Source organism: Mycobacterium sp. Root135, assembly GCF_001426545.1.
Taxonomy (GTDB): Bacteria; Actinomycetota; Actinomycetes; order Mycobacteriales; family Mycobacteriaceae; genus Mycobacterium.
Genome location: NZ_LMEZ01000006.1, coordinates 524627 through 538926, shown reverse-complemented (window position 1 = coordinate 538926; position 14300 = coordinate 524627). Strand labels below are relative to the sequence as shown.

General features: G+C 66.4%; 13 protein-coding genes. 8 read left to right on the top strand and 5 right to left on the bottom strand.

The window, feature by feature from the left end; translation table 11 throughout:
* The first annotated feature begins 34 nt into the window (after window positions 1-34).
* The 5 genes from ASD37_RS19270 (at window position 35) to ASD37_RS19250 (ending at window position 4455) form a co-directional block, all read left to right on the top strand.
* Complete coding sequence (locus tag ASD37_RS19270; RefSeq protein WP_056554776.1) at window positions 35-766, top strand: GntR family transcriptional regulator; 732 nt, start codon at window positions 35-37, stop codon at window positions 764-766.
* Window positions 767-932: 166 nt separating this feature from the next.
* On the top strand, window positions 933-1925 hold the full coding sequence (locus ASD37_RS19265) for a substrate-binding domain-containing protein (protein ID WP_056554773.1): 993 nt from the start codon (window positions 933-935) through the stop codon (window positions 1923-1925).
* 14 nt (window positions 1926-1939) lie between these two features.
* Window positions 1940-2998 carry an ABC transporter permease gene (locus tag ASD37_RS19260; RefSeq protein WP_056554770.1) on the top strand — a complete coding sequence of 353 codons (1059 nt, stop codon included), beginning with the start codon at window positions 1940-1942 and terminating at the stop codon, window positions 2996-2998.
* A gap of 4 nt (window positions 2999-3002) precedes the next feature.
* Complete coding sequence (locus ASD37_RS19255) at window positions 3003-3821, top strand: ATP-binding cassette domain-containing protein (RefSeq protein ID WP_056554767.1); 819 nt, start codon at window positions 3003-3005, stop codon at window positions 3819-3821.
* A 163-nt stretch (window positions 3822-3984) separates the two neighbouring features.
* Window positions 3985-4455, top strand: a complete 471-nt coding sequence (locus tag ASD37_RS19250; RefSeq protein WP_056555502.1) for a carboxymuconolactone decarboxylase family protein — start codon at window positions 3985-3987, stop codon at window positions 4453-4455.
* A gap of 20 nt (window positions 4456-4475) precedes the next feature.
* Here the strand turns inward: ASD37_RS19250 and ASD37_RS19245 are convergent, their stop codons facing one another.
* The 3 genes from ASD37_RS19245 to ASD37_RS19235 are packed head-to-tail and all read right to left on the bottom strand — an operon-like array spanning window position 4476 to window position 8675.
* A complete protein-coding gene (locus tag ASD37_RS19245; RefSeq protein WP_056554765.1) occupies window positions 4476-5291 on the bottom strand; it encodes a metallophosphoesterase in 816 nt (271 codons plus the stop codon).
* 5 nt (window positions 5292-5296) lie between these two features.
* The gene (locus ASD37_RS19240) at window positions 5297-7219 is read right to left on the bottom strand and encodes a putative nucleotidyltransferase substrate binding domain-containing protein (protein WP_082570260.1); all 1923 of its coding nucleotides are present in this window, start codon (window positions 7217-7219) and stop codon (window positions 5297-5299) included.
* On the bottom strand, window positions 7203-8675 hold the full coding sequence (locus tag ASD37_RS19235; protein ID WP_056554763.1) for a sugar porter family MFS transporter: 1473 nt from the start codon (window positions 8673-8675) through the stop codon (window positions 7203-7205). Before ASD37_RS19235 ends, ASD37_RS19240 begins: the two co-directional genes overlap by 17 nt.
* A gap of 325 nt (window positions 8676-9000) precedes the next feature.
* On the opposite strand from ASD37_RS19235, the gene ASD37_RS19230 reads away from it, so the two are divergent.
* Window positions 9001-9867: a substrate-binding domain-containing protein gene (locus tag ASD37_RS19230; protein WP_235568468.1), complete on the top strand. Its 867-nt coding sequence runs from the start codon at window positions 9001-9003 to the stop codon at window positions 9865-9867.
* Between the two features lie 43 nt (window positions 9868-9910).
* On the opposite strand, the gene ASD37_RS19225 is transcribed toward ASD37_RS19230, so the two are convergent.
* Both ASD37_RS19225 and ASD37_RS19220 read right to left on the bottom strand, forming a co-directional pair.
* Window positions 9911-10912 carry a sugar phosphate isomerase/epimerase gene (locus ASD37_RS19225; RefSeq protein WP_056554756.1) on the bottom strand — a complete coding sequence of 334 codons (1002 nt, stop codon included), beginning with the start codon at window positions 10910-10912 and terminating at the stop codon, window positions 9911-9913.
* Window positions 10913-10946: 34 nt separating this feature from the next.
* Complete coding sequence (locus tag ASD37_RS19220) at window positions 10947-12122, bottom strand: Gfo/Idh/MocA family protein (RefSeq protein WP_056555499.1); 1176 nt, start codon at window positions 12120-12122, stop codon at window positions 10947-10949.
* 106 nt (window positions 12123-12228) lie between these two features.
* Between ASD37_RS19220 and ASD37_RS19215 the strand changes: the two genes are divergently transcribed.
* Window positions 12229-13239: a LacI family DNA-binding transcriptional regulator gene (locus ASD37_RS19215; RefSeq protein ID WP_056555497.1), complete on the top strand. Its 1011-nt coding sequence runs from the start codon at window positions 12229-12231 to the stop codon at window positions 13237-13239.
* Window positions 13240-13264: 25 nt separating this feature from the next.
* On the top strand, window positions 13265-14287 hold the full coding sequence (locus tag ASD37_RS19210) for a Gfo/Idh/MocA family oxidoreductase (RefSeq protein WP_056554753.1): 1023 nt from the start codon (window positions 13265-13267) through the stop codon (window positions 14285-14287).
* Window positions 14288-14300: the final 13 nt, after the last annotated feature.

The window sequence follows — 14300 nt, the reverse complement described above, 5'->3', positions numbered from 1 at the left end:
CAGTCTTGCCTGGTCATCCGAGATTGGAGTCGACGTGCCGCTCGAGGTGGAGCTCGACCGTTCGAGCCCTGTTCCGTTGTATTACCAACTGGCGCAGGCGATCGAGGCGGCCATCCGGGACGGCCACCTGGTGCCGGGCGACCGCTTCGAGAACGAGCTCGACCTCGCCAAGCGCCTCACGCTGTCGCGGCCGACGACCCGTCGCGCCATCCAAGAGATCGTCGACAAGGGCCTGCTGGTGCGCAAGCGCGGCGTCGGCACCCAGGTGGTACAGAATCCGGTGCACCGTCGCGTCGAGCTGACCAGCCTCTACGACGACCTCGCCCGAGCGGGCCAGGAACCGACCACCGAACTGCTCGACTACCAGGTCGGCCAGGCCGAAGACGAGGTCGCGACGCAGCTCAGTCTCGCCAGCGGCCACGAGATCGTGACCATCCAGCGGCTTCGGCGCGCAAACGGTGAGCCCCTCGCGGTGATGGTCAACTACCTGCCGATCGAATTGGCCCCTGAGGCCGACGAACTGGAACGCAGCGGCCTATATCAGGCGTTGCGCGCCCGCGGTGTGCACATTCGGCTGGCCAGACAGCGCATCGGTGCCCGACCCGCGACGCGGACCGAGGCCAAGCTGTTGACCGAGAAGCCCGGTGCCCCACTGCTGTCCATGAGCCGGACGGCATTTGACGACTCAGGCAAAGCCGTGGAATACGGCGACCACTGCTACCGCGCGTCGCGGTACTACTTCGAGACCACGCTCGTCGACCGTTAACCGGTTTGCATGCCGGCCGGCCCATGGGCCAGCTGGCTAACTTTGACGTGCCTGAGGCCGTATGACCTGCAGTCCTAATGTCCGAACAAAGTCTTGACTTTCGGCTGTGACCCGTATTACATCGTCTCAAGGCCGTGTCCCACGGCACCCGCAGACAGGAGAGACGATGAAGTTTGTTCGGCTGGCAGCCGCCGCTGGAGCCGGGGTAATCGCCCTGGGGCTCGTGTCGTGTTCGAGCACGGGCGGCAAGCCCGCGGGGTCGGGCGACGGCTCGGGTGGGGGCGGTAGCGTCGACACCCCGCGCATGACCGTCGCGATGATTACCCACGAGGTGCCCGGCGACTCGTTCTGGGATCTCATTCGCAAGGGCGCCGAGGCGGCCGCGAAGAAGGACAACATCGAACTCCGGTACTCCAACGATCCCGAGGCGCCCAACCAGGCCAACCTTGTTCAGAGCGCGATCGACAGCGGCGTGGACGGCATCGCCGTCACACTCGCCAAGCCCGACGCGATGGCCCCCGCGGTGAAGGCGGCGATAGCCAAGGGCATCCCGGTCGTGGCATTCAACTCCGGTTTCGACAACTTCAAGGCGATGGGCGTCCAGGAGTACTTCGGCCAGGACGAGAAGCTGGCGGGCATCGCGGCGGGCGAGAAACTCACCGCTGACGGGGCCAAGAACATCATCTGCGTCATCCAGGAGCAGGGCCAGGTGGCGCTCGAATCGCGTTGTGCCGGAGTCAAGGAAGGCTTCAAGGGGCAGAGCGAGATTCTGAACGTCAACAGCAAGGACATGCCGTCGGTGGAAGCGACCATCACCGCGAAGCTGCAGCAGGATCCGTCCATCGACCATGTCATGGCCCTTGGCGCGCCCATTGCGCTGACCGCCGTGCAGAGCGTGACCAACGCCGGTAGCACGGCGAAGATCACCACGTTCGACACCAATGCGGCACTGGTCGACGCCATCAAGGGCGGCCAGGTGCAGTGGGCAGTCGACCAGCAGCCGTACCTGCAGGGCTACCTCGCCATCGACTCGCTGTGGCTGTTCAAGAACAACAAGAACCTCATCGGCGGCGGCGCGCCGACGTTGACAGGACCGTCCTTCATCGACCAGGGCAACATCGACGCCATCGCCGAGCTGGCCAAGGCCGGAACTCGCTAGGAGCGGGAGCGCACATGACTACGCAAGAAGGTCTCGACGTCGCCGACCACAAGGTGGTTCGCGACGAGCGCGTCAAAGAGCGAAATCGATTGCAACGGTTCCTGATCCGCCCCGAGATGGGTGCGGGTATCGGCGCCGTCGGCATCTTCGTGTTCTTCCTCGTCGTCGCACCACCGTTCCGCGAGGCCGCGTCCCTGGCTACTGTTTTGTACGCCAGTTCGACCATCGGCATCATGGCGTGCGGCGTCGCGGTCCTGATGATCGGGGGGGAGTTCGACCTCTCGGCCGGCGTGGCGGTGACGTTCAGTTCGCTTGCCGCGTCGATGCTGGCCTTCAACCTGCACCTGAATCTTTGGGTTGGAGCGGCGCTGGCTCTGGTGCTCGCACTGGCCGTCGGCTTCCTCAACGGCTTTCTGGTGATGAAGACCAAGATCCCCAGCTTCCTCATCACGCTCAGTTCGTTCTTCATGCTGGCCGGCATCAACCTCGCGGTGACCAAGTTGGTCGCCGGTCAGGTGGCCACCCAGAGTGTCGGCGACATGTCCGGCTTCGCCTCGGCGCAGAAGGTCTTCGCCTCGTCGTTCGACGTGTTCGGGGTGGGAATCCGCGTCACGGTGGTGTGGTGGCTCGTCTTCACCGCGGTGGCGACGTGGGTGCTGTTCAAGACCAAGATCGGAAACTGGATCTTCGCCGTGGGCGGGGACGCGGATAGCGCTCGAGCCGTGGGTGTTCCGGTCACCAAGGTCAAGATCGGGCTGTTCATGTTCGTCGGGTTCTGCGCTTGGTTCGTGGGCATGCACCTGCTGTTCGCGTTCAACACCGTGCAGTCCGGCCAAGGTATCGGCAACGAGTTCTTCTACATCATCGCCGCGGTCATCGGCGGCTGTCTGCTGACCGGTGGCTACGGCACGGCGATCGGCGCGGCCATCGGTGCGTTCATCTTCGGGATGACGAACCAGGGCATCGTCTACGCCGGGTGGGACCCGGACTGGTTCAAGTTCTTCCTTGGCGCGATGCTGCTGTTCGCGGTGATCGCCAACAACGCCTTCCGTAACTACGCAGCGAAGAAGTGAGCTGATGACCACCACAGTCGAGAAGCCAAGCCACGACGCACCTTCCGGCGGCAAGGTACCGCTGGTCGAACTGAAGAACGTCGGCAAGTCCTACGGCAACATCACCGCGCTCAAGGACATCTGCCTGCGCGTGCACGCCGGTGAGGTGACCGGAATCCTGGGCGACAACGGCGCAGGGAAGTCTACGCTGATCAAGATCATCTCAGGTCTGCATCAGCAGACCGAAGGCGACTTGATCGTCGACGGGGAGTCGGTCAAGTTCGGTTCGCCCGCTGACGCGTTGGCCAAGGGCATCGCCACGGTGTATCAGAACCTGGCCGTCGTCCCGCTCATGCCGGTGTGGCGCAACTTCTTCCTCGGTCAGGAAATCCGCAAGAAGTCGTTCCCATTCTCGTTGGACGCCAACGCGATGCGGGCGACCACGCTGACGGAGCTGTCGAAGATGGGCATCGAACTGCCCGACGTCGACGCGCCGATCGGTTCGTTGTCCGGCGGTCAGCGCCAGTGCGTCGCCATCGCGCGTGCGGTGTTCTTCGGGGCCCGCGTGCTGATCCTCGACGAGCCCACCGCGGCACTGGGCGTCAAGCAGTCCGGGGTCGTCCTGAAGTACATCACCGCGGCCAAGGAGGCTGGCTTCGGAGTCGTCTTCATCACGCACAACCCTCACCACGCACACATGGTGGGCGACCACTTCGTGTTGCTCAACCGCGGGCGCCAAAAGCTCGACTGTGCCTATGAGGACATCACCCTGGACCACCTCACCCAGGAGATGGCCGGTGGCGACGAGTTGGAGGCGCTGACCCACGAGCTGGGTCGGAAGTAACGCCTGTCCCAGAGCCCCGCCTGCCGCGTGAACCCGCGCTGCAGGCGGGGTTTCGTCGTCTGCGGGCAAGAGTGCCGCACGACGACTACGGACTTTCAAGGGCGCCATGCGAGTCGACGACGGCGACGATGGGGTGAGGCACCCAACCGACGGAGATCTTGCGATGACGACCTGGCATGACTACATGGAGAACACCGTGACCCTGAAGGTCTCCAAGGCCCTCATCGCGGCCACCAGGGCGATCGCCGCGTCGGCTCTACCGTCGACCGTCAACGAACTGGTGAAGATCCGAGCTAGCCAGATCAACGGCTGTGCCTTCTGCGTCGACATGCACACCAAGGATGCGACGGCGGCTGGCGAAGACCCGCAACGCCTCCATCTTGTTGCGGCGTGGCGAGAGGCCACGGTCTTCACGGATCCGGAGCGGGCAGCCCTGGAACTGACGGAGCAGGGCACCCGCATCGCCGACGGCACGGGCGTGTCGGACGACGCGTGGGCGGATGCGCTGCTGCACTTCACCGAAGACGAACTCGCCGCGCTCGTGTCGCAGATCGTCGTCATCAACGCGTTCAACCGACTGAACGTGATCTTCGGTCGTCCCGGAGGCGATTACCAAGTCGGACAGTTCGACTGAGGTACGACCGGCATTGCGGCTCAACGCGCCGTGACGGTGCCGGTCAATTCGAAGGCGCGCCAAGGGGTTGTCGGGGTATCGCGGTGGTCGGGGTCGACGCCGATGAGCCGGCCGCCCGCAAGGTGGACGGATTCGTGTTTGGCGTCGGCGTCGATGATGACGAGGGCTTCGACGCCGGCCGTCGGAGCGGTGGCGTCGTCACCGCGCCAGGCGGTGAGGCCGGCGTGTCCGTGAATCTGACTGAACGGCATCTGTGTGTCTGCCCAGCCGGGAAGCAGTTCGGTCATGGTGTCCGCCCACAGCGGCCCGGCGTCCGAGGCCGTTGTTCCGTGCAGCATCACACCGGCCCGGAACACCGTGTCGGCGTCGGTTTTCGCGAGGTGGTTGATTCGGCGGGCCGCCTCTGCGGCGGTGGGTGGACCGCCGAGGGTGCTGGCCCAGAACTCCGCGGTGATGCCGGCGTGGGTGATGAGGATCGACTCGTAGGAGGCTTCGACCGCGGCGGCGACGACTGCGGAACCGTCCTGCCACCACCGTTTGATAGTGCGAATATGTTTGCGACTCAACGTTTCCGACCAGGCAAAGACCGGCGGCTGGAGGTAGTGCGCTTCGTGGTTGCCGACGAGCTGAATCCACTGGTTGGGCTGGGTGCGCAGGTAGTGGTCGACGAGGTCGACGACCTGAGCGGAGTCGGGCCCCCGGTGGATCAGATCACCGACCTGCACCACGATCAGATCGTCGGGTAGCGATCCGTCGGGACGCGCGCCGAGGCGGGCGAGCTCGTGACGCAGCGGTGTGGCATGTCCACCGACGTCACCGATGACGGCGATCCGCATTGGGGTCAGGTTGCCTTCCGGCGGATCGGCCGGGGGAGGGTCGAGGGCCGCAGGGCTGACGGTCGAACTGCGACGCGGTCCATTCGACGCGCAATGCCGTTGATCTCCCGCACGGCCTGGCCGATCATGCTGCGTTCGATCGGCGACAGCTCGTCGCGGTCGATCAGGTCGCTGGGTGTCTTGCCCTCGTGCAGCCGGTTGAGGTGATGGCGCAGGCGCATTCGCTGCAGGATCTCGAACACCTCGATCAGGCGGCCGGCCTCCGCGCTGGGCAGGATTGCCGAACCGGCTGCGTCGCGGAGTCGTTTCACGGTCTGCAGTTCGGTGGAGCCGACGCCGAGCGCCGCCCACCGCGCGATGCTCACCACCGGTAGGAGCCCGTGGGTCTTGACGTCGAAGGTGTCGCCCTTCCCGGTGAACACGTCGCGAAGTGTGCGCTCGCGTTCCTTGGCGCGGTGTGAGATCGACTCCGACAGAAGCAGATCCATCGCGGCCGGGTGCTGCCGGAAGTCGGTGAAGACTCGCGCCACCTCGGGCAGGCCGGGAGTGCCGTGGATGGGCCTGGCGTCCACCAGGAGGGAGGCGATCACGGCGAGGCCCGTCCGATGGACCGCCATGGCAGCGCGGGAATGCTCCCCGGGCGCGGTCAGCCAGCGCGTCGCCGCCGCTCGCCATTCACCGTTGGTCCGGGAGAACGCCTTGTTGGTGGCGTTGGCACCGTTGACGTCGACGCCGAGTCCGGCCGCGGTGAGCAGTTCGTTGACGTCGTCGAACGCGCGGCGGTACAGCAGCATCGCCTCGGGGGACACGTCGTCGTCGAAGGCGATGGCGACGTCGAGATCCGAGCCCGGCATCGCCTCGCGCCGGCCGTGGCTGCCCAGGAAGAGCCAGGTGAACTGGTCGAGGGAGAGGTCGGGGTGGTCGGTGAAGACCAGTCCGATCGACCGGCGGACGATCGCGTCGACGATCGCGGAGTAGACCCGGATGATGCGGTCGACGGCCAGCCCACGGTCGAGGATGTCACTGAGCACCGCCGGTGCCCGTCGGGCCCGCTCGACCAGCTCGGTGCGGTCGCGGGCCCGGCGGATCTGTTCGAGCATCCCGAATCCGGCTGTCGTCGGCGCCAGGACGAAGTCACGCGCACCGAGTACGCCGCGTAGCTTGTCGGCGCGATCCACGACCGGCAGATACTCGGCTCGGGTGTCGAGCAGCGTGATCAGCGCTTCCACCGACGACCCGGTGAGCTCCACCGTCGTGGCCGGATACACCATGACCTCGCGCGCGGGGGTGTCCCCGGAGATTCCGTCACCGACGACACGGCGGCCCAGCACCGCATCGGTGACGATGCCGAACGTACCGTCGCCCGATTCGACTACGGCGCAGTGCATCTCACGTTCCGCCATTTTTCGTGCGACGACGGAGACCGGCGTCTCCGGGGCGACGACCAACGGCGTGGTCGCGATGAGGTCTTCGACCGTGCTGAACATCGGCGCCGATGTCGCACGGCGTCGGGTCCGCGAGATGTAGTCGGCCAGGAAGCGAGCCCCGCTGCGCGAGTAGAACGCCGGCTCGACCAGGTTGCCCGGCAGAACTGCGATGCCGGCCGACGTGGTGGCCACCACCCGGGGGCCGATGGGGCGTTCGGTCAGCATCGCCGAGAACCCGAAGACGTCACCCGCGACGAACCGGTCGTCACCGGCCTTCGTCACCTGATCCTGGTCGTGCCACAGGTCGACCTCGCCGGTGAGCACCACGTAGATCTCCGTTGGCGGCGCGGTGAACGCGTCGACCACCAGATCGCCTGCGGCGAAATGACGTACGGTCGCCGCCGCGGCGATGGCGGCCAGCTGCGCCGGGTCGAGCGCACTGAACAGCTCGATCCCGGCGAGGAACCGGCTCAGGTCCTCCGGCTCAGCGCAGGCCGACATAGATCTGACCGGTCGACACGTCCTCTTCGAGCGCCTCCAGCGAGCGGCCGCGGGTCTCGGGCACCTGGGTGTACACGAACAGCAACGCGACGACTCCGATCCCGGCGAACAGGAAGAACGAGCCGGTGATGCCGATGCTCGCGACCAAGGTCGGGAAGTACAGCCCGAGGAATCCGTTGGTGACCCAGCAGAAGAAGACCGCCATGCCGATGCCGAGGCCGCGCATGTGCAAGGGGAAGACCTCTGCCAGCCAGACCCACACGGCGACGTTGAGGAACGTCTGCATCGACAGCACGAAGCCGACCACGAGGACGAGGATCACATACGGCCGCGCGGGGTTCCCCGCCGGAAGCAGCATCGACGCAATACCCACCAGGCAATGGAAGGTCGTGGTCAACGTGAGGCCGATCATGAAGGTCTTGCGGCGGTCGATCCGGTCCATGTTGCGCAGCGCGATGATGCCACCGATCACGGCGACAACGCCGAACGCGATGTTGGCGAGGACGGCCTCTTGCTCGCCCATGCCCGATTCCTCCAGCACCCTGGTGCCGTAGTACATGATCGAGTTGATGCCGGTGAGCTGCTGCATGATGCACACACCGATGCCGACGAAGATGATGCGCCGCAACCACTTACTGCCCATGATCGCGCGGATCCCGATCTGGTGGCTCTCCTTCTCCTGATTGGCGATGAGTTCCACCTGAGCGATCTCCGCCATTGCTCGGTCCTCCGAGCGAACGGTCTTCAGCACCGCGAGCGCTTCGTCGTTGCGGCCCTTCTCGACCAGCCAGCGGGGCGACTCCGGCATCCGCAGCATGCCGATGAACAGCGCGACGGCAGGGAGTGCGCACACCGCGAACATGATTCGCCAGACGCCGTCCACGTGGCCGAGGGTCGTGCCGAGGATTGCGTTCACGACGAAGGCGGACAGCTGGCCGACGACGATGGCCAACTCGTTGCGTCCGGTGATCGAGCCTCGGATCTCATACGGTGCCAGCTCCGCGAGGAAGACCGGGACCACCGTCGACGCTCCACCAACTGCGAGACCGAGCACGACGCGGCCGGCCACCAGAGTGGCGAAGCCTCCCGCGGAGAACGTCCCGGACTCGGGCCCGGCCGGCGAGAAGACCACCAGCAGGACTCCGACGAAGAACAGCACCGCCAGGATGAGGATCGTCTTGCGGCGCCCGATGGCGTCGGAGATGATCCCGCCGACCAGGGCACCGATCGCCGCGGCGAACAGCAGGGCGCTGATGACGACGCCCAGCTGGAGTAGCGACAGTCCGAGTTCCCGCGCCATCGGCCCCTCGGCGCCGTTGGCCACGCCGGTGTCGTAGCCGAACAGCAGGCCGCCCAGGCAGGCGACGACCGAGATCACGCCGATCCGACTTCGGTGAGGCCCGTTGGTCAGGGGCGGTAGCTCGGCTTCCGCCGCCGATTCAGCGTGTGCGGTCATTTGGGGGCTCCTTGTTGCTCGGCCCGCAGGGGCTCGTTGGCGCTCGGTGGCGACGGTGATGGCCGTCACATCGTTCAAGACTAGCGCGCGATAGTCATTTGTAAAGTCATATGCACAAGGAAGTGTTTAACGCCCGGGCGGCGTTGGCTGTGGGACCATGACGGTCGTGCGGGAATCCAGACCGGGGAGCAAACACCGCCCGGTGACTCAGGGCGACGTCGCCGAAGAAGTAGGCGTATCCCGAGCCCTCGTGTCGCTGGCCTTCCGGGGTGCGCCTGGGGTCAGCCGGGAGTCGCGACGCACGATCCTTGAAACGGCCCGACGGATGGGGTATCGGCACAACGTCATCGCCGCCGACCTCGCCACGAAGACTCGCTCCACGATTGGCCTCTACCTGCTGGACTTCCGCAACGAGGTGTACGCCGACGTGTACCGAGGGGTACGAGATTCCTTGGAACGCAAGGGAAATCGCGTGGTGCTGACGGTCTCGGACGCCGACGAACCCACCGACCAGCAGGCCATGAGTTCCCTCATCGAAGCGCGTGTCGGAGTGATCATCGCCGCGACGCTGATGCTGCCCGACGTCGAGGTGCGCGCGATCGCCCAGTCCGTCCCCGTGGTCAGCGTTGCGCGAAGGGTGGCGGGAGTCGACAGCGTCTACGCCGACGACGAGGTTGGCGCGACGGCGGCGACGAACTATCTGCTCGATCTCGGGCACCGGCGTATCGCGCATGTCACCGGTGTCGAGTACGAGGGTCATCAACTGCGTCGCCGTGCCTATGAAGCGGCCATGGTGAACGCCGGCATGATCCCGCAAACCGTTGTTGCACCTGGCTACTCGCAGGACGCCGCCGAGCGCACCGCCCGTGGCATCTTGAGTGTGGCCGACCGCCCGACGGCTGTCTTCGCGCACAACGACGAGATGGCGCTGGGTGTCCGCGAGGCGGCACACTCCCTTGGCCTGTCCATCCCGAGGGACCTGTCGCTGGTCGGCTACGACAATTCGCGGGTCGCCCGGCTGCACGGGATCGATCTGACGTCGGTCGACCAGCATGCGCGTCGGCTCGGGCAGGACGCCGGTGCGGCGGCCCTGGCTCGGATGCGGCTCGAGCATGGGCCCCCGCTGGACGCCCGGCACAAACCCGATCTGGTCGTGAGGAGCTCCACCGCGCGGTGTGACCCTGACGCGTGACATCAGGCCTGTCGCGCGCTAGCGCCGGGCTGGCCCGGCACGTTCACTGCTGCAGGGCCGCGTCGGCCGCCTTGAGTACCTCCGCCGCCACGGCGATTCCTTCGATGCGACCCAACTCGGTGTCCTCGTGCTCGATGTTGACCAGCATGTCCGGGTCGACCTCGTGCAGGGCGCGCAGGAACTCGGTCCAGTACGCGGTGTCGTGACCCTTGCCGAGCGCGACGAAGTCCCATGCGGACTCCTTGGGCCACTCGTTGGCCCACTCGTCGCCGCCGAGATTGGTACGGGGCTCCTCGGGTGACAGTCGACGGAAGCTGTTGTCCAGCACGCCGTTCAGTGCCGCGTATTCACGGTTGACCCGGACGTCCTTGGCGGCCGCGTGGACCACCAGCTCGCCGAGGTGACGGACGACCGCCACGGGGTCCATCTGCTGCCAGAACAGGTGCGACGCGTCGAGTTCCACTCCGATGTTGGTGGTGCCTGCGAGTTCGACGAGCTGATGCATCGTCGCGCTGTTGAACACGATGTTCTGCGGGTGCAGTTCGAGGGCGACCTTGACGTCGCTGTCCCGGGCGAGCTTGTCGGTCTCGCGCCAGAAGTCGGCGGTGATCGCCCACTGGTAGTCGAGGACGTCGAGTGCGGCGGAGTTCCAGGCGTTTACGATCCAGTTGGTGCGCGTTGCCGAGGATTCACCGCCGGGCAGGCCCGACATGGTGACGACGCGATGCTGGCCGAGCCGCTCGGCGAGGCGGATCGAACGGCGGATGTCCTCGGCGTGCTTCGAGCCGATGTCGGGGTTGGGATGCAGCGGGTTGCCGTTGCAGTTCAACCCGGCGATGGAGACCCCCGTGCCCTCGAAGATGCCGAGGTAGTCGTCGCGCGCGGTGTCGCTGACCAGGATGTCGTGGAAGGTCGGAACGTGTACCGGAGGCAGGAATCCTCCGGTGTTGATCTCGATGCCGGTCAGGCCGACGTCGGCGATCGCCGCGATGGCTTCGGGCAGTGGTCGGTCGTGGAGGATGGCGTTGTAGAGGCCGAGCTTCATTGAGTCTGTGTCCCTTCGGGTTTGGTCGGGGAGGTCAGTTGACCTTGACGGCGAGCCCGCCGCCGTTCGCTGATTCGGTGATGGCGGCGACGACCTGCAAGCCGTGCAGACCCACCTCGAAGCCGGGCAGCGGCCCTAGGTCTCCGATGCCTGCGATCTGGTCGAGGAACGCGCGGGTCTGGTAGTTGAACAGATCGGCAACGCCGTGACCGACACCGCCGGCGTCCATCGGGAGACCACCGCGGATGTAGGGGTGGTCCGGCCCGATCAGCACCCGGCGTGACCCGCCGAGCTCACTGCGGACGTCGTCGGCCGAGATCTGGAACTCACCGGCACGATGCAGATCCCACGCCGCCGAACCCTTGGAGGCGAACAGTTCGAATCCGAGACCGTCGGGCAGGTTGTGCGCCACGCGAGACGCCGAGAAGGTGCCGACGGCGCCGTTCTCGAAACGTGCGGTGAAGGTGGCGACGTCCTCGTTCTCGACGGGTGCGAGCTCGTCGCTGACGGCGCCCTTGGTGTGGCCGTAGGTGACGCCGAGCGGAACGGGCCGTTCGGTGACGATGGTGGCGAATGCGGCACCACTGACCTCGACGATGGGTCCGCAGACGAATTCGGACAGGTCGAGCAGGTGGCTGCCGACGTCGGCGAGTGCTCCGGTGCCGGGTCCGCCCTTGTATCGCCAGGTGATCGGCGAGGTGGGATCCAATGCGTAGTCGCACCAGTAGTGACCGTTGAAGTGGACCAGGTCGCCCAGCGTGCCGGCCGCCAACTCGCGGCGGATCATCTCGACGGCGGGGGAGCGGCGGTAGGTGTAACCGACTGCCGTCACCGTGTCCGACTTGTCCGCCGCGGCGACCATCGCCTCGGCGTCGGCGAGCGAGCCGGCCAGCGGCTTCTCGCACAGCACGTGCTTGCCAGCGGCGAGCAGTCCTTCGACGATTTCGCGGTGCAGGTGGTTGGCCACGACGACGCTCACGGCGTCGACGTCCGGTGCGTCGGCGATGGCCTTCCAGTCGTACTCTGCGCGTTCGTAGCCGTATCGCTTGGCGGTGTCGTCGGCGACGGCTTGGTTCATGTCGGCGATGGCGACCAGTCGAACGTCGGGCCGATCCGTTCCGAACAGTGTTGTGGCGGCGCGGTATCCGGCGGCGTGCGCCCGTCCTGCCATGCCGCCGCCGATCACGGCAACGCCGATTGAGTCAGTCATCGAGCGCACTCCCTCTGAGTTTCGTTGGTCCGGTCTATTAGACCGGTCTAAGTACGCTACTATGGTCTGCGTCACGCAGGGTGTCAAGCCCCTGCGAAGTGAGGGGATGATCGTGGAGAAAGAGCCGGGCCGGGTGACGATGCAGGACGTCGCCGACAAGGTTGGGGTCTCAAAGGCATTGGTGTCGCTCGTCTTCCGAAAGGCACCCGGTCCCAGTGACCAGACGAGGGCGAAGGTCTTCGCTGCGGCCGAGGAGCTCGGCTACCGCGTCAACCGCACCGCTGCGCTGATGACTGCGCGACGTTCGCACCTGATCGGCGTCATGGCCGACATCCGCAACGGGTTCCACGCGGAGATGGTCGAAGACATCGTCGAGGCGGCGGATCGCGCCGGCTACGAGGTGGTGCTTGGCGCGGTGACTCCCACCCATGGCGAGGCGAAGGTGATCGACACCCTCGTCGACTTCCGTTGCGAGGGTGTCATTCTCCTGGGGCCCGAGTCGGAGGTGACTTCCCTCTCGGCGATGGGCCGACGACTGCCGACGGTCGTCGTCGGCCGACGGATGAGCTCCGCGTCCCTGGACGTCGTCCGGGCCGCAGACGCGCGCGGGATCGGTTCGGTCGTCGACCACCTCGTCGAATTGGGGCACCGGCGCATCACCCACGTCACGGGAGGTTCGGGGTCGATCGCCGCGGACCGCCGCAAGGGTTACGTGCGAGCCATGCGTCGCAACGGGTTGGACGACGACATCGGCCTCGTCGAGGCGGACTTCACCGAGAACGCCGGGGTCGACGCGGCCAAGACGTTGTTGACCGCGGACCGGTTGCCGAGCGCGGTCGTCTGCGGCAACGACCGCAGCGCCGTTGGCGTCTTGGATGCCCTGCGCCGCGCCGGAGTCGACGTGCCGGGCGCGGTGTCGGTCACGGGGTACGACGACAGTGTCCTGGCTCGGCTGGGCCACATCGACATGACGACGGTCAGCCAGGCGCCACGGGAACAGGCGAATCGAGCGGTCGAAGCGATCGTGGAGCGACTCGACGCCGGACGAACCGAGCCCGTGTCGTCGGTTCTGGTACCGCAGTTGATCATTCGCGGTACGACCGCGACACCGGCGTAACCCCCACAACCCAGAGGAGCACCCCATGCGGATTGGTCTGGTCGGATACGGTGTCGGCGGGCGGTATTTCCACGCGCCGTTCATTCAGGCGGCCGACGGCTGCGAACTCGTCGGTGTCGTGACGCGGTCACCTGAGCGTGCCGCGCAGGTCGCCGCGGACCTGCCGGGCGTGCCGGTCTTCGGTTCGCAAACCGAACTGCTCGACTCCGGCGTCGACGCGGTGACGATCACGACGCCACCGCAGACCCGGCGCGAACTGGTGTTGGAAGCACTCGATCGCCGCGTTGCCGTGGTCGCAGACAAACCCTTCGCACCGACGGCCGCCGCCGGCCAAGAACTAGTCGACGCGGCACGTAGCGCCGGGCTCCTTCTCAGCGTCTTCCACAACCGCCGGTGGGACACCGACGTGACGACGCTTCGACGGGTGCTCGACGGGGGCGAGCTGGGAGACATCTGGCGGTTCGACTCCCGCTTCGACCTGAATCAGCCGCAGACCGTGGAGGCCGGACCCGACGGCGGACTGTTGCGCGACCTCGGCAGCCACCTCGTCGACCAAGCACTGTGGCTCTTCGGCGAGGCGCGGCGGGTCACGGCGAATCTCGACTGGGTCGACCTGCCGGACGGCCGGACCGACGGCGGCTTCGTGCTGACCATCGTCCACGCGAGCGGAGTGCACTCGCACGTGTCGGCGAGCAAGCTCAACTACGTCGAATCGAGGGAGCTGCGCGTGCTGGGGTCGGCGGGAAGTTACGTGTCGGCACAGTCAGACGTGCAGGCGCAGGCAATCTTTGCGGGGATGCGGCCCGTCGACGATCCGAGTGGCTGGGGATATGAGGCGCCCGAACGGTGGGGAACCCTGTCCACCGCAGACGGCACGTCCCAGGTGCCCTCGGAGCAGGGCGCCTACTCGGATTACTACACCCGCTTCGCCGCCGCGGTGGAAGGTCTAGGACCACAACCGGTTCCGGCCGCCGAGGCGATCGCGACCCTGGCCGTACTCGACGCGGCCCGGCTCAGCGACGCCGAGGGCACCACCGTCCTGCTCTGAGAATGTTGCGACG

Bases quoted from the DNA above. Each gene is read 5' to 3' on its own strand.
- ASD37_RS19265 (WP_056554773.1), top strand. From the start codon at position 933: ATGAAGTTTGTTCGGCTGGCAGCCGCCGCTGGAGCCGGGGTAATCGCC.
- ASD37_RS19260 (WP_056554770.1), top strand. From the start codon at position 1,940: ATGACTACGCAAGAAGGTCTCGACGTCGCCGACCACAAGGTGGTTCGC.
- ASD37_RS19255 (WP_056554767.1), top strand. From the start codon at position 3,003: ATGACCACCACAGTCGAGAAGCCAAGCCACGACGCACCTTCCGGCGGC.
- ASD37_RS19250 (WP_056555502.1), top strand. From the start codon at position 3,985: ATGACGACCTGGCATGACTACATGGAGAACACCGTGACCCTGAAGGTC.
- ASD37_RS19245 (WP_056554765.1), bottom strand. From the start codon at position 5,291: ATGCGGATCGCCGTCATCGGTGACGTCGGTGGACATGCCACACCGCTG.
- ASD37_RS19240 (WP_082570260.1), bottom strand. From the start codon at position 7,219: ATGTCGGCCTGCGCTGAGCCGGAGGACCTGAGCCGGTTCCTCGCCGGG.
- ASD37_RS19235 (WP_056554763.1), bottom strand. From the start codon at position 8,675: ATGACCGCACACGCTGAATCGGCGGCGGAAGCCGAGCTACCGCCCCTG.
- ASD37_RS19230 (WP_235568468.1), top strand. From the start codon at position 9,001: ATGGGGTATCGGCACAACGTCATCGCCGCCGACCTCGCCACGAAGACT.
- ASD37_RS19225 (WP_056554756.1), bottom strand. From the start codon at position 10,912: ATGAAGCTCGGCCTCTACAACGCCATCCTCCACGACCGACCACTGCCC.
- ASD37_RS19220 (WP_056555499.1), bottom strand. From the start codon at position 12,122: ATGACTGACTCAATCGGCGTTGCCGTGATCGGCGGCGGCATGGCAGGA.
- ASD37_RS19215 (WP_056555497.1), top strand. From the start codon at position 12,229: ATGATCGTGGAGAAAGAGCCGGGCCGGGTGACGATGCAGGACGTCGCC.
- ASD37_RS19210 (WP_056554753.1), top strand. From the start codon at position 13,265: ATGCGGATTGGTCTGGTCGGATACGGTGTCGGCGGGCGGTATTTCCAC.